At 55.0% G+C, this 19,065-nt stretch carries 16 protein-coding genes; 12 read left to right on the forward strand and 4 right to left on the reverse strand.

Features of this window, described 5'->3' with window-relative positions; translation table 11 throughout:
• Positions 1 to 7: 7 nt before the first annotated feature.
• The gene (locus tag BR04_RS01830) at positions 8 to 1,216 is read left to right on the forward strand and encodes an EAL and HDOD domain-containing protein (protein WP_496354271.1); all 1,209 of its coding nucleotides are present in this window, start codon (positions 8 to 10) and stop codon (positions 1,214 to 1,216) included.
• A gap of 87 nt (positions 1,217 to 1,303) precedes the next feature.
• On the opposite strand, the gene BR04_RS01835 is transcribed toward BR04_RS01830, so the two are convergent.
• The 4 genes from BR04_RS01835 to BR04_RS01850 form a co-directional block, all read right to left on the reverse strand.
• Complete coding sequence (locus tag BR04_RS01835) at positions 1,304 to 1,957, reverse strand: DUF4230 domain-containing protein (RefSeq protein WP_496354272.1); 654 nt, start codon at positions 1,955 to 1,957, stop codon at positions 1,304 to 1,306.
• 382 nt (positions 1,958 to 2,339) lie between these two features.
• Positions 2,340 to 4,487 carry a PTS sugar transporter subunit IIC/EAL domain-containing protein gene (locus tag BR04_RS01840; protein ID WP_496354273.1) on the reverse strand — a complete coding sequence of 716 codons (2,148 nt, stop codon included), beginning with the start codon at positions 4,485 to 4,487 and terminating at the stop codon, positions 2,340 to 2,342.
• A gap of 27 nt (positions 4,488 to 4,514) precedes the next feature.
• Entirely contained in the window at positions 4,515 to 6,212 is a 1,698-nt protein-coding gene (locus BR04_RS01845; protein ID WP_496354274.1) for an IPT/TIG domain-containing protein, read from the reverse strand.
• A gap of 249 nt (positions 6,213 to 6,461) precedes the next feature.
• Positions 6,462 to 7,139 (reverse strand): response regulator, encoded by a 678-nt coding sequence (locus tag BR04_RS01850; RefSeq protein WP_496354275.1) that lies wholly within the window; start codon positions 7,137 to 7,139, stop codon positions 6,462 to 6,464.
• A gap of 493 nt (positions 7,140 to 7,632) precedes the next feature.
• Between BR04_RS01850 and BR04_RS01855 the strand changes: the two genes are divergently transcribed.
• The 11 genes from BR04_RS01855 to BR04_RS01905 all read left to right on the forward strand — a co-directional run bounded on the left by BR04_RS01855 (position 7,633) and on the right by BR04_RS01905 (position 19,056).
• A complete protein-coding gene (locus tag BR04_RS01855) occupies positions 7,633 to 7,917 on the forward strand; it encodes a hypothetical protein (protein ID WP_496354276.1) in 285 nt (94 codons plus the stop codon).
• 196 nt (positions 7,918 to 8,113) lie between these two features.
• Positions 8,114 to 8,635, forward strand: coding sequence for a 2-C-methyl-D-erythritol 2,4-cyclodiphosphate synthase (gene ispF, locus BR04_RS01860; protein WP_496354277.1), 522 nt, complete (start codon positions 8,114 to 8,116; stop codon positions 8,633 to 8,635).
• A gap of 90 nt (positions 8,636 to 8,725) precedes the next feature.
• Complete coding sequence (gene cysS / locus BR04_RS01865) at positions 8,726 to 10,141, forward strand: cysteine--tRNA ligase (protein WP_496354278.1); 1,416 nt, start codon at positions 8,726 to 8,728, stop codon at positions 10,139 to 10,141.
• Positions 10,138 to 12,288 (forward strand): excinuclease ABC subunit UvrB, encoded by a 2,151-nt coding sequence (uvrB, locus tag BR04_RS01870; RefSeq protein WP_496354279.1) that lies wholly within the window; start codon positions 10,138 to 10,140, stop codon positions 12,286 to 12,288. The genes cysS and uvrB overlap by 4 nt, the downstream gene beginning before the upstream one ends.
• Before the next feature lie 348 nt (positions 12,289 to 12,636).
• Positions 12,637 to 14,541 (forward strand): excinuclease ABC subunit UvrC, encoded by a 1,905-nt coding sequence (gene uvrC, locus BR04_RS01875; protein ID WP_496354280.1) that lies wholly within the window; start codon positions 12,637 to 12,639, stop codon positions 14,539 to 14,541.
• Positions 14,542 to 14,637: 96 nt separating this feature from the next.
• Positions 14,638 to 15,426, forward strand: a complete 789-nt coding sequence (locus BR04_RS01880) for a substrate-binding periplasmic protein (protein ID WP_496354281.1) — start codon at positions 14,638 to 14,640, stop codon at positions 15,424 to 15,426.
• Positions 15,427 to 15,443: 17 nt separating this feature from the next.
• Complete coding sequence (locus BR04_RS01885) at positions 15,444 to 16,310, forward strand: substrate-binding periplasmic protein (RefSeq protein ID WP_496354282.1); 867 nt, start codon at positions 15,444 to 15,446, stop codon at positions 16,308 to 16,310.
• A complete protein-coding gene (locus BR04_RS01890) occupies positions 16,307 to 16,792 on the forward strand; it encodes a hypothetical protein (RefSeq protein ID WP_496354283.1) in 486 nt (161 codons plus the stop codon). Before BR04_RS01885 ends, BR04_RS01890 begins: the two co-directional genes overlap by 4 nt.
• A gap of 59 nt (positions 16,793 to 16,851) precedes the next feature.
• A complete protein-coding gene (locus tag BR04_RS01895; protein ID WP_496354284.1) occupies positions 16,852 to 17,613 on the forward strand; it encodes a hypothetical protein in 762 nt (253 codons plus the stop codon).
• A 25-nt stretch (positions 17,614 to 17,638) separates the two neighbouring features.
• Complete coding sequence (locus BR04_RS01900) at positions 17,639 to 18,526, forward strand: MinD/ParA family ATP-binding protein (RefSeq protein ID WP_496354285.1); 888 nt, start codon at positions 17,639 to 17,641, stop codon at positions 18,524 to 18,526.
• 113 nt (positions 18,527 to 18,639) lie between these two features.
• Positions 18,640 to 19,056, forward strand: coding sequence for a MerR family transcriptional regulator (locus BR04_RS01905; protein WP_496354286.1), 417 nt, complete (start codon positions 18,640 to 18,642; stop codon positions 19,054 to 19,056).
• The last annotated feature ends 9 nt before the right edge of the window (positions 19,057 to 19,065 follow it).

Raw genomic sequence — 19,065 nt, forward strand, 5'->3', positions numbered from 1 at the left:
GGCAGCCATGGAAACCTTTATTGCAAGACAACCCATATTCAATTCCCAAAAACAGATTGTGGCCTTTGAGCTGCTTTTCCGCAACGGCATGAACAATGCCATGCCCGAAATGGACGGGGATCAGGCTTCCTACCAGCTCATTGCCAACAGCTTCATGGATATCGGCATGCAGACCCTGACCGAAGGCAAATGGGCCTTTATCAATTTCACGGAAAATCTGCTACTGGAAAGAGTCCCCCTGATGCTGCCCCCAAAGGTTACTGTGGTGGAAATTGTAGAAACCGTAAGACCTACGCCGGAAGTCATTCAGGCATGCAGGGAAATAGCGGCCAAGGGCTATGTGCTGGCTCTGGATCATTTTGTCTATACACCGGAATGGAAAGAGCTGACTGAAATTGCCCGCATCATCAAAATTAATTTTCAGAATACACCCCCTACAAAAATTAAAGAAAGCATGGCAATAGAAACAAAGGTCAAACCGGTTTTCCTTGCGGAGAAGGTGGAAACCCATGAACAGTTTGACATGGCGGTCTCCATGGGATTTACCCTTTTTCAGGGGTATTTTTTCAGCAAACCGGAAATCATCCGGGGCCGTCAGATTCAGGGGCAACACCTCAACCTCCTTCAGATCACTGCGGAAAGTGCCATGCCGGATATGAATTTTGACCGCATTGAAGCCCTGATCCACAGGGATGTGGGCATTGCCTATGACCTTTTACGCTATATCAACTCTGCCTTTTTTAAGCGCATAAGGGAAATAACATCCATCCGCGATGCCCTGATGATGCTGGGAACCGATGAAATCCGCCGTTTCATCGCCATTCTTACCATGACTAAAATATGCAGCAACAAGCCCGAGGCCCTGATGAAGGCCTCCTGCATCAGGGGAAGGTTCTGTGAGCGCATGGGAGCGGCAACGGAAACCCCCGGACTTTCCAGCCAGCTTTTCACCCTTGGCATGTTTTCCCTGCTTGATGCCCTTCTTGATGAATCCATGGAAAAAATCCTTGGTCAGATCTCCCTTTCAAAAGATATTGAAAAGGCCCTTCTGGAAAAGTCCGGCCCCCTTTATCCCTTTCTCAGTCTGGCCGAGGCCTATGAGAAGGGTCAATGGGATCAGGTTCCCAAGGCCCTTGCCGCCATAAAGCTTCCGGAAACCATTATTCCGGGACTTTATCTGGAAGCCTGTGAGTGGAGCAGGAATCTGGCAGCTTAAAAATATCTGATTATCACCCTTCTTCAGCTATCGTTCCCACGCTGGAGCGTGGGAACGATAGCTGAAGAAGGGTGATAATCAGAAAAATCAATAAACAACGGGCGTGTAGGCACCAAAACTTATCTCTACATTTGTATAGTTAAGCGGTTTCAATAAACTTTTTAACACTTCTTGGGCATGCTCTTGTGCCAGCTGTATGATGCCCTGAACTTGTGCTGTATTTTTTGCATATGACTTCGCCTGGGCCTGGGCCTCTCGAATCGCCTGATCCATTTGGGTACCGTAACGACAAAGAAATGGAAACGCTAAAACCCTGTGTTTAATGACTTGTCCGTTAGGGATGTCTAACTCAGCGTGAAGAATCTGTGCTGGAGGCAAGGCTATTTTCACAAGAGGTGTTTTAGTTTTTTCGTCAACCTCAACTGAAATGTCTGTGTCTTTAATTAAATCGAGATCAATGCCAGCTGACACTGTTGCGATTCCAAGATATTGCACCTGTTCGTCGCATAAACCATCCAGCTTCCGTACGCGGGTGTCCGTTCGTAAGACCATGTTAATGGTTTCTAATTTTGCTGATTTTTTTATTGCTTCTAAGATAATTGGGCCATGCTCAATTTCTGTTTTATTCTCAAAAAAGCTGAATATACTGCCAAAATTAAAAAAATCAAATTTATTTACAACAACCAGACCAATACATATAAGTACAACAAGAATGATAATTTTACTTAATAATTTGTTCATTTATTTACCCTTTTAAGTGATTTTAAAATCTGGCAATCCTTTTCAGGACAGAGGCTGTATCGATCCCGTGGATGTCCGTGAGTCAACACCAGACATCCACACCAAAACGTTTTCAATGCGGGGCGGTGGCTCGCCATTGTCTGAGCTGCCTTCAGTATCCTTGGTATCGAAAGGTTTGGACTGTGTCACTATTTAAGGCAGGTGTCAATATAAAAAATAAAAGGGGTCAGACCCTTTTTGTAAGGATGGAAGGTTCGTGTAAAGAGGTTTTTTAAGGAAATTCCGAGGATCTTTTTGGCTCCGCCGCTCTGTTCCCCTGCGGGTATGCAACAGATTTCCCGCCTGTTAAGCCGTTCTGTCGTCCCCTTTTCCTGCCTGACCATCATTGCGCTCTGTCGGCATAGTGCTTCCGGATGAAATGCAGGCAGGCTTCTCCGGAAAGGGGACGGCTGAACAGATACCCCTGGAAGATACGGCATCCCAGTTCCAGAAAATGGGCCAGCTGTTCCGGTTCCTCCACGCCCTCGACCACTGTGAGGATATGAAGGTTTTCTCCCAGTCCCATCATGCTGCGGATGATTTCACTGTTGACGCTTCCCTGGGATTTCAGGGTGAGGGAGCGGTCTATTTTGATGGTGTGGATCTGCAGTTCCTGAAGATAGCGCAGGGAAGTATGGCCCATGCCGAAGTCATCAATGGCCACGCGTGTGCCGATCTGACGCAGTTTAAGGAGGGCGGAGACGGTAGGGGCATTCAGCTCCAGCACGGAGGATTCGGTGATTTCCAGTTCCAGCAGGTGGGGGGAAAGGCCGGTCTGATCCAGAACACGGCTGAGATTATGGGGCAGATGCGGACAGGCGAGCTGCTGCGGTGAGACATTCACCGAGAGGAGGAGGTTCTCCGGAACCTGTCCTGTCCATGCGGCGCGCTGGGCGCAGGCTTCCTCAAGGACAAAGGAGGTGAGCCTGTCATCGCATCCGATGTCCTCGGCGAGGGCGACGGTGAGCGGGGGCGGAATCATTCCGTGGATGGGGTGACGCCAGCGCAGCAGGGCTTCAACACCATGGACATGGTTTCGGACGGCGTCCATCTGGGGCTGGTATTCCAGAAAGAGCTGGGTATTTTCCTCCAGCGCCTGCTCGAGGTCGTGGGCCAGCATTTTCGCAAGCCGGCCTTCCCCGCCAGGACGATCCAGGCACCTGTGCCCATGGGATGTGGGGAGCGGGCTGGTGAGGCTGTGCATGAGACCCTGTAGCAGCCGTTGCGCCTGGCGTTCCCGGACAAGGCAGGAGAGCCGGACAAAGGGCAGGTACAGGGCGACCCCCAGGGCCAGATTCACCGCCTGGAGGAGGGCTCCCTTGATGGAGCCTGTAGCTGTAATACCACTTACAAAAACAGGAGTGGTCCAGCTCATTCCGGCAAGGGTGTGCGGCACAAGGTCAAGGGTGGTCGCGGCCCATGCGGAGAGGGTCTGCATGACCGGGGTGAGCAGAAAGGGAATCATGTAGACAGGATTGAAGACGAGGGGAAGGCCGAAGAGGAGAGGCTCATTTACGTTGCAGAGGGCGGGAAAGAGGGCAAAGGCGCAGAGTTTCCGGTCGCTTTTGTTGCTGCTGGCGAGGAAGACGGCGAACACAAGACAGAGGGTGCTGCCGGATCCGCCCATGCGGGTGAAGGCGTCGAAAAAGGGTTTGGTGAAGATATGGAGGGCAGGAGCGTCCAGGGTGCTGGCGACGGTATTGGCCACGCTGGCAGGCAGCAGCCAGGACGCTTCGATGGGAAAGAGCAGGTTGGGGCCGTGGATGCCCAGAAACCAGAAAATCTGGCACAGGGCCGAATACAGGAGCGCCATTCCCAGCCCGTAGTCATAACCGGGCCTGGTGAGGGCTCCGGCCACCAGATCCTGAAAAATCAGTGCTGTATCCGGAGGAAGCAGCAGGCGGATCAGGCCAAAGGTGAGCAGGGTCAGGATGCCTGCGGGCATGAAGACGAGCACATCGCCGATGACATGGTCGCCCCCCACCGCCGTGAGCGGCAGGCGCAGGCTCCTGCGCAGCGCAAGGAAGAGGTAAAGACGGGTTGCCGCCGCCGCGATGATCAGAGAGAGAAAAAGCCCCCGATCCAGTGACAGAAGGGCGGTTTCATTTCCCGTCAGCACAGCGTGACATGAGAGCACCACGACAAGGGTCATGACCGGGCTCAGGGAATGTCCGGGATGACGCTGGTTGTGCAGGCCTGTCATCACACCCGCATAGGCGCACAGCACCGCCAGTGCGGCAACTCCGAAAGATCCGTCGATGAAGCGGTCAAGCAGGCCGCATCCCGCTGGGCCGCAGACCGCACGCATCCACTGCTGGTACTGCGGCAGGGGAAAATCCCGCGCCATGAGTGCCAGCGCCCCCACCATGATCAGCGGCAGGGTGAGGGCCAGACTGCGCTGGACAGCGATGAAGAATGGCATCTCACCGGTTTTTTCCGTGAAGCCGATGAGCTTCCGCCGTAATTTTTCCCCTGTGCCTTGCTTTTCCATCCAGACCTTTCTTCCTGTTCTCTTCCGTTACTGGATTGTCAGAGTGACATCCGAATTGGACATTCCCTTTTCGGTTTTGACCACCACAGGCTGATCTGTACCGCTTTGGCGGGGGGCGATTACCTCAATGCTGGTGCTGGAAACCGTGGTGTAATTATCCGCAGACAAAGGGGTGCCGCCGATGAGCACCCCCGATATCAGTCCGGGGTACAGGTGGGTGCCCGTGATGGTAAAGGATTGTCCGGCGGAGACCGTTGCAGGGGAAATACCCGTTACCGTCGGGTCTTCAAGGGTATAACTGTCAAAGGGCTGGGGCAGCAGATAATATGATGATCCTTCCACACCTACATCCTGCCAGGGATATGCGTGCATCCGTTCGGTATGGTGCTTGGACCTAATGGTATCCATCTTCAAAGCGAAGCCGTAGGCAAGCTGTTCTACCGGATTTGGATTGGTAGTTCGGGGAGCGCCAGGATAGGACGTATAATAATCAAAATCCACAATCCAGATCCAGGCATTGTCAACGATGTAGGTAGCATTTCCATATTTAAAGGTTTTATTGTCACTGAGTTTATATTTCCATTCAAAAGCGGCTGCACCGGGAATTGCCGTAAACGTGATGAAGGTGGAGGGGACGGTCACAGATTTGGAATGGCCTACGGTGTAGGAGGTGGAGAGGGATGCGTTTGGGCCGTTGGTGGCGTCCATGCCGACGGTGCCGCCCACGGTGGTGCTGGTGCTGGTGGTGTAGGTGGTGACGGACTCGCTGGACTGGGGGCTTGGTTGATAAACGGAAAGAAAGTCGAAGTTGCTCACATTGCGAGGGGTAGTATACACCAGGTTGGTCCAGTCCGTATAATGGTAGCCGGAAGGAAGATCCCCACTCCCTAAATAGTATTGCAGCTCCTGGCTGACCAGATAGTAATCTTTTTTCTGGTCAAAGGATCGGAGGGACCAGTGAAAATTTGTCCAGCTGATGGCGCTGTCGGAATTGTCATAGTGGACAATGCTGTTAAAGACCGTTGCACTGGCCATGTCCGCCAGGGAAGCCTCCTGCGACAGTGCGGATCGGCGGACTTTTTCCTCCTCACGGAGAGAATCGGCACTGCGGGTATGAATTTTTCTCAGCCAGTCCGAAAGGGGTTCTTTGGCTGAAAAGGTTTCGTTTTGCAGCGGCGTATTCATGGGAATTGATGGGTACATCACATGGCAGTGGTACTGGGTTCGCTGTCCGTCACGGATTTTTTGGAATCCCAGTAAAGGAACGGTGGTGGTATCATCCGGCATTTCAAATCCATGGCCGTTTCGGATACCCAGTATTTGTGCCAGTCGTTTCCCATCCGTACGGGTCGCATCGGTTACGCTGACGGGGTGACCGGCTTCATAGGCCTGTTGCAATGCCCGCTGGATATGGGGTTCTTCCATGTCTCTGGATGAGACCAGAAGGGGGGCGGCGGGATTGGACGGAGTGTTCTTTTCCGTGGCAATTACATGGGGGAACATAGATTTCATCAGGGTGACGGCCTTGCCATCGGCGGATGGCCCGATATAAATGGTGGAATCCTCCGACGGCTCCGAGCTGCAAGCGTTTATGACGGCGAGGCACAGGAGCAGGATCATGGTGAGGTGTACTGCGGAAAATTTCAGTTTCATCTGGAGAAAGTGGGCGGGAAATAAACCGGAGAGGGCTGAACGGTGTTTTGGGTTTATGCGGGAATCCTTCATGTAAACCTCCATCGTCAGGGTTTGTTTTCGGTAAGCCTTCAGATTTTCATATTTTTTTTCCGGATCATCACAATAAAAGGATATGCAGATTTTTTTGTCAATGACGGAGAATGTTTTTACAGATTTCCACAGTGTTTCAGCATGTGTTCCCACACTGGATACGTGGGAATCCGTAAGGAGATTGGGTACAGGAGGGCAGGGGGGGCGGGGCAGAGAAGGGGCAGAACAGGTACGGGGGGCTGAGGGGTCTCATTCTTTCCACAGATCCACATCAATGAGCCCCAGCCGTGCCGCATAGCGCACCAGCTCCATGGTGGAGTGGACGTTGAGTTTTTTCATGATGTTGGCCCTGTGATTTTCCACGGTCTTGGGACTGATGTACAGACGGTCGGCAATGTCTTTGGCGGCATGTCCTTCGGCAAGAAGCCGCATGATTTCCTGCTCCCTGGGGGTGAGGGATCCGTATTCCGTGTCGGCGATCTTGGCTTCCTTCACGGGAAACTGCATGAGTTTTTCCACCACCTGATGGGAAATGGCGCTGTCCAGGTAGTAATCTCCCCGCATGGCGGTTTCAATGCCCTGAAGCAGGCGATCCGAGGCCGAATCCTTGGCAATGTAGCCGATGGCACCCGCCTGGAAGGCTTCGGCGATGTAGTCGATTTTGGCATGCATGGAGACAATGAGGATACGAAGGGGGAGGGAGGCTGCGGTGAGTTCACGGGTAATCTGAATACCGTTGATGTCGGGCAGGGAGATGTCCACAATGGCCAGATCCGGTTTGAGATCATGGGCCATGCGGATGCCTTCCCGGCCCGTACCGGCTTCCCCCACAAGCTGGAAGCGTTTTTCCCGTTCAATGATGGACTTCAGTCCTTCCCGGAAAAGGGGATGATCGTCAATGATGAGGATGCGGATCTGCTCTTTCAAGGGGCCTCCCGTCGGGTTGCGGATTCCACGCCCATTCCCCTGTTATTATCACATACGCAGAAACGCCGGCAAAGCACAGGAGAGCAACAGGGATTCAGGAAACCGGTAAGGTGCTTGTCATGAACCATTATTTTTTGTGGTGTAGCACAACTGACCGTCTTTTCAATCTTTATTATTGAATAATTTTTCTTTTTCTGCTTTGGTGTGCCCTCCCATGACCGGGACAGCAGGGATTGCCGTCCATGGGAGGCTCTCCTATGTCCCGGTTTTTTGTGCAAAACCGGGAGGACTTCCCGGGAAAATAAATGTTTTTCCCTATGGACATATTGGCGTTCTTCTGAAATATGGAAAACAGTTTTCGGAATATGTTTTTTTACGGGAACAGCGTTTCATTCTCTCTGAAAAACAGGTTTGCCAGAAGCCCCTTCTGGTGAAGCAGGGAAAATGGAAATATGGTGTTCAGACAGGGATTTTTTTTGAAAGGAGGCCGCCTATGCCCAGCATTTCTTCCGTAGTTGCCAATTCTGCCGATATTTGCGCGACACTTTTCATACGCCTCTTGGGGCAGGGTCTTGAGCCAGGGGATGTACACCGTCTGGTGAAGGATGTGTATGGACTGGTTCGGGATGGCGGAGCCTTTACGCTGGCGGGTATCAATGCGGCCTTAAGCCGTATGGGCTGGCATGCTGAAATCATGGATGCCATTTCCCTTGATCTTCTTATGATTCTTTTGCAGCATGAATTTTCCATGCAGATTGAAACCCACACCGTACACTGATCACCTCGTTTTTTTGAACTTCCCGGATACTGTTCGCTTTTCACTTAAGCCGGTCCTCGTTTCAGCCCGATCCTTAATTTCTACCTGATCTTTCTTCTAGTCTTTTCAGTTTTACGCCTTTACGCTCCCATGGAGTAAGGATATAAGCATCTTTCGTGACAGGAAGGCTTTATCTTACCAACCCATGGAGACGATCATGCATCCTCTGGACTTGCGTACGGGAATGGGCAGCGATACCCATCGCCTGGTACCCGGACGCCCCCTTGTCATCGGCGGCCTGACCCTGGATCATCCTCTGGGCCTCCTTGGCCATTCTGACGCCGATGTTCTGACCCACGCTATCTGCGACGCCCTTCTGGGTGCTGCGGGCCTCGGAGATATCGGCCTGCATTTTCCCGATACGGATCCTGCCTTTGCCGGTGCATGCAGCCTCAGTCTGCTCCGGGAGGTGGGCCTGCGCCTGCGGGAGAAGGGTTTTGTTGTGGTGAACATCGACGCCACCATTTTTGCCCAGGCCCCGAAAATGAGCCCCCACAGAAAGGCCATGGAAGCCAAGATCGCCGCAAGCCTCGGCCTGGATCCGGATCGGGTGAACATCAAGGCCACCACCACCGAGGGACTGGATGCCGTGGGACGAAAAGAAGGGATTTCCGCAAGCGCCATCGCCCTGATCTGGAAGGAAGGGACAAAGGAAGGTTTGCAAGGCGGGGTCAAATGATTATAATGCCATTCCCACAAAGGCATCCTCAGCCCTTTGTGTCATCATCATTTTGAATTTCATGCAAATCCGCCGGAGAAAGATTTTTTTATGAGCTTACGCATATACAATACCCTGAGCCGCGAGAAGGAAGTGTTTGACCCCCTGGAGACGGGAAAGGTGCGTCTCTATGTCTGCGGCCCCACGGTGTATGACTACAGCCACATCGGCCATGCCCGGTCCGTGGTTTTTTTTGATGTTCTGGTGCGCTATTTCCGGGCCATGGGTCAGGAGGTGACCTATGTCCGGAATTTTACGGACGTGGATGACAAGATCATCCAGAAGGCCAATGAAACGGGATCGGATTCCGTAACGGTGTCCGAGACCTTCATCCGGGCCTTTCACGAGGACATGGACAGGCTGTTTGTGCTCCGGCCCGACATGGAGCCCAGGGCCACGGCCCACATCGGCGACATCATTGATGTGGTGAACCGCCTCATTGAGAAGGGGCACGCCTATCCCGTGGATGGGGATGTGTATTTTGCCGTGGAAACCTTTGAAGGCTACGGCAAGCTTTCCGGAAGAAAACTTGAGGACATGGAGGCGGGTGCCCGGATCGCGGTGGATGAGCGCAAGAAAAACCCCCATGATTTTGCCCTGTGGAAGGCGGCCAAGCCCGGCGAACCTTCCTGGGAAAGTCCCTGGGGGCCGGGCCGTCCGGGCTGGCACATCGAGTGCACGGCCATGAGCTGCGTGCTGCTGGGAGCCACCTTCGACATCCACGGCGGCGGCAAGGATCTCATCTTTCCCCACCATGAAAACGAGATTGCCCAGAGCGAGGCGGCCACGGGCCAGCCCTTTGCCCGTTACTGGGTGCACAACGGTTTTGTGAACATCAATCAGGAAAAGATGTCCAAGTCTCTCGGCAATTTCCTGCGGGTGCGCGACGTGCTGGAAACCTGGCATGCGGAGGCCATCCGTCTGTTCCTGCTTTCCAGCCACTACCGCAGCCCCATTGATTTCACGGATCAGTACCTGAACGAGGCGGCTCAGAATCTCGACAAGATGTACGGGCTTTTCCTGAGGCTGGAGGAGGCGGGGCTTGCCCCTGGTGAGAGGCGGGGCAGTCTCTGGCAGGGATTTCTTGAGGCCATGGACGATGATTTCAATACCGCCAAGGCCCTTGGCCTTGTGTTTGAGGCCATCCGAACGGCCAACCGTCACCTGGATGGAGGGGAAGCCCAGGGCCGGGAGGAAGCGGTTCTGCTGGCGGGAGATCTCAAAGCCATCACAGGGATTCTGGGACTCTGCCATGACACGCCTGCGGCCTATTTTGCCGCCAAAAAGGAAAAAGGGCTTTCCGCCTCAGGGCTGGATGCCAGCGCCATTGACGCTCTGGTGGAAGAACGCACCCAGGCCCGGAAAGATAAGAATTTCAAGCGGGCCGATGAAATCCGTCAGCACCTTGCCGCCATGGGCGTGGTGCTGGAAGACAAGCCCGAAGGCACCCTGTGGCGGATGGAATGAAAAGGGAAAAAAAGGGGACAAAGGAGAAGGGGGGGGCAGCGCCCGTCAGAAAAAAAGCTTCCGGAACCTCCCTCCTCCCGGCCTCCCTTCCCATGGAAGAAAACGTGGCCGCAGAGCCTGCATCAGATCCAGCATCTCCGGTGGAAGATGGGGCATTCCACATTGTTTCGGCCTTTGAGCCCAAAGGCGACCAGCCCGGAGCCATCGAGGCGCTGACGGAGGGGCTGAAGGCCAACGCGGCCCACCAGGTGCTGCTCGGTGTCACGGGTTCTGGGAAAACCTTCACCATGGCCCATGTCATAGCAAGAATTGGGCGGCCCACTCTGGTCATTGCGCCCAACAAGACCCTGGCCGCCCAGCTTTTCAATGAGTTCAAGCTGCTCTTTCCCCACAACGCCGTGGAATACTTTGTCAGCTACTACGACTACTACCAGCCCGAAGCCTACATCCCCTCCAGCGACACCTACATTGCCAAGGACTCGGCCATCAATGAGATGATCGACAAGATGCGCCATTCCGCCACCCGCTCCGTGCTCACCCGTAAGGATGTGATTGTGGTGGCCAGTGTTTCCTGTATCTATGGTCTGGGGGCTCCGGAGGATTATCTGGCCCTTCGGGTGGAGCTGGCCGTGGGGCAGGAGCTGAGCCGGGACAAGCTGCTCCGGGATCTCACGGCCATGCAATATACCCGCAGTGATCTGGATTTCCACAGGGGTACCTTCCGCGTCCGGGGCGACAGGGTGGAGATTTTCCCGGCCTATGAGGAGAATCAGGCCGTTCGGGTGGAGTTTTTCGGGGATGAGATTGAGGCCCTTTCCGAAGTGGATCCCCTGCGTGGGGAGGTGCTGCGGAAGATGCGGAAAACCGCCATCTTTCCCGGCAGCCATTATGTGACGGAAAAGACCACCCGCAAGCGGGCCATCAGCGCCATTGAAGCGGAGCTGAAGGAGCGCATCGCTTTTCTGCGCGAGGAAAACAGGCTGGTGGAGGCCCAGCGCATTGAAGAGCGCACCCGCTATGATCTGGAAATGCTCCGGGAGATCGGCTACTGCACCGGCATCGAGAACTATTCCCGTCATCTTACGGGCCGCAATGCAGGCGAGCCGCCGCCCACCCTCTTTGATTACTTTCCCGAGGATCTCCTTGTGGTTTTTGATGAATCCCACATCGCCGTGCCCCAGGTGGGCGGCATGTACAAGGGAGACCGCTCCCGCAAGGAGACCCTGGTGAATTTCGGTTTCCGCCTGCCTTCGGCCCTGGACAACCGGCCTCTGAAGTTTCCGGAATTCGAGAAAAAGGCGCGTCAGGTGATTTACGTGTCCGCCACTCCGGCAAACTATGAGATGGAAAAGGCCGAAGGCCGGGTGGTGGAGCAGATTGTAAGGCCCACGGGGCTTGTGGATCCTCTGATTGAGATCCGTGGGGCGGAGCATCAGGTGGACGACCTCTATGATGCCATCCGGGACTGCCTTGGCCGGGGTTTCAAGGTGCTGGTGACCACCCTGACCAAGCGCATGGCCGAAGACCTGACGGAATACTACACGGGCCTCGGTATCCGGGTGCGTTACCTGCATTCGGACATCTCCACCCTGGAGCGCATTGAGATCATTCAGGATCTGCGTATGGACCGTTTTGACGTGCTGGTGGGCATCAACCTTCTGCGGGAGGGACTGGACATTCCCGAGGTGGCCCTTGTGGCCATACTGGACGCGGACAAGGAAGGCTTTCTGCGTTCGGCCCGTTCCCTCATCCAGACCTGCGGCCGTGCGGCCCGCAACGCCATGGGCAGGGTCATCATGTATGCGGACCGCATCACGCCCTCCATGGCCCAGTGCCTCGAAGAAACGGATCGCCGACGCAACATCCAGCTGGCCTTTAACGAAACTCACGGCATCACGCCGGAAACCATCTCCAAGGCCATCGGCTCCCTGATGATCTTTGGTGTTGCGGATGCACAAGCCCCGGTTCTGGATCAGGTGGCGGAAAAGGCCCCTGCTTTTGGTACGGATAAAAAAGGGGGGGATCTTGCCGCCATTATCGCGGGCCTGGAGGCGGAGATGCTGGCGGCTGCGGAAGAACTGGCCTTTGAGCGTGCGGCGAGGCTCCGGGACAGAATCCGGGAGCTTCGGGGCATTCAGGATCTGTGAACAGAACGGGAAGATCAGAAACTGCCTGTCTGCTGTTTTACGGGCACTCCGGTACACAGGGCATGGGTTCGTGACGCAATCTTATTCGGGAGCTTCTTGGCCTGTGCGGAAGCGGCAAAACTTGTCGGCACAGGCAGCTCGGGCCGTGGGATTGCCATGGCAGTTTCACGAACGCTGCCTTTGTGCCGACTTCGGACAGTTGCCGTTTCTTTTCGCACAGGCCGTCAAAGCTCTGATCCGAAACGATTGCAATGTCACTCACAGATGCCCTGGGCACCCTGAAGTGCAAATGCCCGTTCGATAAAGACTGAAAACATGAAGATCCGTGGACATGCGGGAGCTGTGAGCATGGAAGAAGCGTCCCACCACCATGAAGAAGGGGGTTGCGAACCCCCGGAGCCGCCTCCCCTCATCCGGGAGAAGCTTGCCCAGGTGGCCACAGGCCCGGGTGTCTACCTGATGAAGGACAGCGAAGGCCGCATCCTGTATGTGGGCAAGGCCAAGAACCTGCGGCGCAGACTGGCCTCCTATTTCCAGCGCATGGACCGCCATCCCGTAAAGACCGGGGTGCTGGTGGCAAAGATCGCGGACTTTGACACGATTCTCACGGAGAGTGAGAACGAGGCCCTTCTTCTTGAGTCCACCCTCATCAAGCGTCACCGTCCCCGCTACAATGTCATTCTCAAAGACGACAAACAGTATCCCTTTCTCCGTCTCGACCTCTCCCATCCCTTCCCAAGCCTTACGGTGGTGCGGAAGATCAGCCGGGATCAGGCCCGGTATTTCGGACCCTTTTCCTCCGGTGGTGCCGTCCGGGAAACCCTGAAGCTGGTGAACAGAACCTTCCGTCTGCGCACCTGCAAGGACACGGTGATGCGTACCCGCACCCGGCCCTGCCTCAACTATCAGATGGGGGTCTGCATCGGCGCCTGCTGCCTGGAGGTGGATGCGGCGGCCTATCGCAGAAACGTGCGCGAAGCCGTGCTGGTGCTCAAAGGCAAAACCCCGGTGCTGCTGACCAAGCTCCGCAGGGAGATGAAACGGGCGGCGGAGATGCAGGATTTTGAAAAGGCTGCGGAAATCCGGGACAAGCTTTTTGCCCTGGAGCGCACCCGGGAAACCCAGGTGGTGGTGGCCACGGATCTGGTGGACCGGGACATCCTCGGACGGGCCGAGGCCCCCGGCATGGGCATTTTCACCCTCATGCGGGTGCGGGCCGGGCTTCTTGCGGACACCCGCCATTTTGCCTTCCGGGAGACCCTGGCCGATCCCAGGGAACAGGTGGCCTCCTTTATCCGTCAGTATTATCCGGAGCAGCCCCAGTCTCCCCGCGAAATCCTCGTTCCCGAAGAGCCGGAAGATCTGGAAACCCTTTCCGAAGCCCTGCGCCAGTGGACGGGAAAGGGCGTGCGCATCACAAAACCCTTACGCGGGGAAAAGGTGAAGCTCCTTGAATGGGCGAAAAGCAATGCGGAAAAGGAGCTGGAAGAGCGGCTCACCTTGCGGAAGGGGGATGAGGATCTTCTGAAGCGTCTCGGGGCCCGTCTGGGGATGGACAGACCGCCCCTGCGCATCGAGTGTTTTGACAACGCCAACATCTCGGGCCAGAATCCCGTCACCGGCATGGTGGTTTTCATGGAAGGCCGGCCGGAGCGTTCCCTCTACCGCCGTTACAAGATCCGTCATGTGCCGGAGCAGGACGATTACGCCTACATGGAAGAAACCCTGCGCCGCCGGTTTGCGCCGGAAAAGCTGGACGGCCCCCTGCCGGACCTGCTGCTGGTGGACGGGGGCAAGGGGCAGCTCAATGTGGCGGTGGATGTGCTGAAAGCCATGGGGCTTTTCGGTGCTTTCGGCGTTGCGGCCATCGCCAAGATGGATGCGGAAAAGGGCGAGACCGAAGACAAGATTTTCATTCCCGGCCGCATGAATCCCGTGAACTTCGGCAAAGATCCGGAGCCCCTTTTTCTGCTCATGCGGGTGCGGGACGAGACCCATAAAACCGCCGTCACCTTTCACAGAAAACAGAGAATTCAGACGGGGCTGAAATCCCGCCTCGATGGTGCGCCTGGTGTGGGCCCGAAAAAAAAGGCGGCCCTCCTTGGGCACTTTGGATCTTTTCGCAGGCTGATGGAGGCTTCCCCAGGTGAGATTGCCGGGGTGGCGGGGTTCAGCATGGAAAGCGCAGGACGGCTCCATGCCTTTCTGCACAGCAGTGATTTTTTGGGAGAGGATCCGGCCTCGAAACTATAAGGGGGAAAATTTTTTTTCGAGGTATAGTGTCCCCATGGAAAGAGGCTCTCTGAACAGCGCGGTAGAGAGCAGCCTTGATAGAGGAAGGAAAAGACCATGAAGTGTTTAAAGTGCGGCGGTTTACTTATGGCAGGTCTGATGTTGCTGCTGACCTGGAATCCCGTCCAGACTCTGGCAGAAGAAAATCGTCCTGTGGAGATTCTCACCTTTGCCTATTCTCCTTACATGGAGGAGGATGGTACGGGGATTCTTCCCCGCATGATACGGGAAGCCGGGGGAGGAAAGTTGCCTCAGCCAGTATTCCGCGTGTATCCCAGAAAAAGGGCTTTGCAGATGTTTCTGAAAGAAGGGCAGGGGGATTTGCTTTTTCTGGGAGAAAGCCGTTATTTTCCTGAACTTGCCGGACAGGTGGCAGCCATTCCCCTCTTGAAGGCCAGAATGGTGATGGCCTACCGCAGAGCAGCTTTTCCGGATTTTTCCGCATCGGATCTGGAAGATTTTAAGGGGTACCGCATCGCTTCTTCCCTGGGCAGCCATTTTTCGGGGATTTTCCGGGAGAAGGGCATGGTGGTGGAGGAATCCAAGATGGACAACAACCTGAGAAAACTCATGGCCGGACGTGTGGATTTCTGGCATACCGTAGACATCACGGCCCTGGAGATGATTGCAAGGCAGTTTCCCGGCAGGGATGCGGGCTTTGGTTTTTGGGAACACCGGCCCTATTTTGTCATTGAGCTTCTGGCCCGGCGTGGTGGTGAGGGAATGGCTTTTCTTGGAAAATTTGAAGAAGCCTTTCAGGCCTTCAAGGCCAGGGGCGGGGATCTGGCCATTCTTGAAGACTACTACGGAAAAGGGCGTGTACCCGAGGATGTGAGAATACCCTGAACCCAGGAGGAGCGGACATGGACAGAAAAAGCCGGGAGGCAGGAATGCTGGAAAGCGCGTGGAAAGCAATGGCGGCAGGACTGGTTCTCCTCCTTTTCTGTGTTCCCGTTCCGGGCTGGAGCCAGCAGCGCACCCTGAGGCTGGGCGTGGATGAGTTTCCCCCTTATATTTCGGAAGAGCTTCCCGGTCAGGGGCTTATGTGCCGGATCATATCCGAAAGCTTTGCCCTTTCAGGTATTGGTGTGCGTTTTGTGTTTGTACCCTGGAAGCGGGCCCTTGTGAGTGCGGAAGCCGGGGATTTTCTGGATGGCACACCGGCCTGGTTTGCCACCCCGGAGAGACGGGCCGCTTTTTATGTATCTGATCCCCTGGTGAAGGACAGCCAGTCCTTTTTTCATCTCAAGACCCTGTCCTTTGACTGGACAACCGTGGAAGATCTCAAGGGGCTTCGGATCGGCGGCACCCTGGGCTATGACTACGGGCAAGCCTTCATGGAAGCGGAGAAGGCGGGAACACTGAAGGTGGACTGGGTATCCAGGGACAGCAGCAATTTTAAGAAACTGCTTCTGAACCGTATCCAGATTTTTCCCATGAATACCTTTGCGGGTTACGCCCTGCTGAAACGTGAATTCAGTGAGGCGGAGCGGAGTCGCATCACCCGGCATCCCCATCCCCTGCGCAGGGAACCCCTGCATCTTCTTCTGTCAAAGAAGGTGGAGGGTCATGATGTTCTGATGGAAGCCTTTAATGAAGGACTGAAAACCCTCAGGAGAACGGGACGGTATGGGGAGATCCTGAAAGAGGGAGGCGTTCCCGTGGAAGAGCAGGGGCTTGAGGGGGCGATGCAACCCGAGGAGGATTTGAAGGAGAAAAAGGAGCAATGACAGAAAAAACGCTACCCGTCAGGCGGGTGGTTCCCATGGAAGATCGACGGAGTCTGGAGTTGTATGGCAACCTTTCCCAGGCCTATGAAGCGGAGTTTTCCGCGCTGACCGGTCTGCTGCCCGATTCTTCCGGGTGGTATGGCATACAGACCCCCCCGGATGCCTGCCATGACGGTTTTCTGTTGATGGAAGGGGAGGCGCCCATTGGATTTATGGTGGTTTTTACAGGAACCCCCAGGGATGTCTCCGAATGCTATATTCTTCCCGCAAGGCGAAGGCAGGGCCTGGGGCTGTATCTGGCTGGGGAAATTTTCGGACGGTATCCCGGTTCCTGGCAGATTCGTCAGATTCAGGGTGCGGACAGGGCTTTGCTGTTCTGGCGCAGGGTGCTGGATCATCTGGTACAGGGGCGGTATACGGAGCAGCTTGTGGAAGACCCTGCGTGGGGACTTGTCACCCGTCAGGAATTTGTTTTTGAATGAAAACCTGCGGAAGGCAGGAGCCGTGCGTCCTGACCGGTCAGGTGGATGAGGATATGCTGATGATAGAATCCATACTTGTGGGCTGTGAAAATGAGGGCTTCAGGCAGATGGTGACGGATATCGCCCGAAGCTATGGCATTCTTCTTCTGGAAACATGTGAAACCACAGACAGCATGGAGACTTCCTGGCATCTGGACAAACGGGCGGAGGGGATTCTCTTTTTTACGGAAGATCCGGATACGGACACGGTGAATGCGCTGCGCACCCTTGCAGGCAACTGCCAGAAACCCTGGCTCTGTCTGCCTCCGGATGAAGATGCCGTCCATACCCTCGCGGCCCGTACACGGGACTGGATTCATGGGAAGGGTATCGGATCCATGCAACTTGCTTGTGATATCGGATTTTCCCGTTTGTCTGTATGCGGGGACATTCTGAAGGCCTGTTTTGCCATGTGCCTTCTCCGCACCCGGCCTGATCGTTTGCAGGACGCACTGAAATCCAGACCGCTCTTACAGGAAGACAGTCCTTACCCGGATGTGGCCTCGGTGCTGGCGGATCTTGATCTGCGTCTCCCCCTGAGGGATAAGGTGACTCTGGCACATTTGGACGGAGAGTTTCCGTCAGTGGCGGATTCGGCTCTGGCGGTTTACATTCTGGGGCACTATCTCTGGCCACCCAATGAGGCCCTTCTTGCGGACTGCGCCCGAAGGGGGGGGCTGGCAGTCGAAGAAATGGAAGAACAGGTGGCTGTGGAGATTCTTCTGGATGCTCTGCTCGATCATCTGAGAAAAACCTGTCGCCTGCGCCTTGTTTCAAGCTGAAAACAGGAAAAGAAAGGACGTGGGCATGGGAGAACTCATTGCCTTTGGAGGCGGTAAGGGGGGCAGTGGTAAGAGTTTTATCACATCTCTTACGGGAAGCCTCCTTGCTGCTGCGGGTAAGCGGGTTGTACTGGCAGATCTGGATCTTGGAGCTGCCAATCTCCATTCCTTTTTCGGTATTTCCACATCCCGTCCGGGGCTGGGAGATTTTCTGGAAGGCCGCGTTCCGGATCTTGAGGCCTGTCTTCTCGAAACAGCGATACCCCGCCTTTTTCTTTTATCCGCCAAGGGCTGTTCGGCTCACGGTGCGGATCTGCCCGCTGCGTCCACCCAGCGTCTCATTCTGGCACTGCGTCATCTTTCCCATGATTTTATCCTGCTGGATCTTGGGGCAGGCAGCTACCGGAGCAACCTTGATTTTTTTCTTGCAGCTTCGCGGGGGATTCTGGTCTGTACACCGGAACCCACAGCCGTTGAGAATCTTTTTCGTTTTGTTCACAGAGCTTTTTTACGGAAAATCCAGGCCCATACCGGGGAATCCGGGCTGAGGGAACTCAGCCGCATCTGTCTTGCGACCAGATCGGCATCTTCCGTAAGACCACAGGATCTGGTCATGGCCCTGACATCCCGGAATGCAGATGCAGGGCTGCGTCTTGCTGAGGATCTTGGCAGACTCCGTTTTTATCTTCTGCTCAATCAGGTTCGCAGAACCCTGGATGCCCAGGTTGCCGCCCAGCTCATGGGTTTTTATCCGCAGTTTTTTGGGCCCGTTTTTTCCCTTGGAGCCGTAGTTGTTCATGAGGAGGCTGTGGGAGAAAGCATCATGAGGCGGGAACCTTTTTTGCGGCATCACCGTACCCATGCCATTACCCGGCAGGTGATGGGACTGGCCCGTCAGCTTCTTGTGCCCTGAGCTGCTGGATGCGGCAGATTCTGATGGAACCTTTCCCCGGAAGAATCCTGGAGATTCTGGTCTTACCGTACCCTTGAAATTAAAGTTGACTTTAACTTTATGGAGATCTACAAATGCATTCAGAGAAAATGTATTCCATATCCGAACTGGCAGGGGAGCTGGAAATCAGCCCATCCACCATCCGTTTTTATGAGGACAAGGGACTGATACAGCCCGATCGCAGCGCAGGAAACCAGCGTCTGTATGCAAAGCAGCACAAAGCCCGGCTCAAACTCATTCTCCGGGGCAAGCGTTTCGGCTTCTCCCTTGCTGAGATCGCGGAAATGATCGGATATGCAGATATTCCCCTTCACGAGGAAGAACAGATCTGCAGGAGCCTTGCCTTCGGCAGGGAAAAGCTTGCCGAGATTGCACGGAAAAAAGAGGATCTGGCCCTTCTGGAAATGGATATCCTGGCCATGCAGGACATCCTGGAAAAAAGGCTGAAAGCCCTGAAGGAAAGGTCGGACACCCCCCTATCTACCCCATGACAACAGGAG

It is taken from the genome of Desulfobotulus sapovorans DSM 2055, from assembly GCF_059569355.1.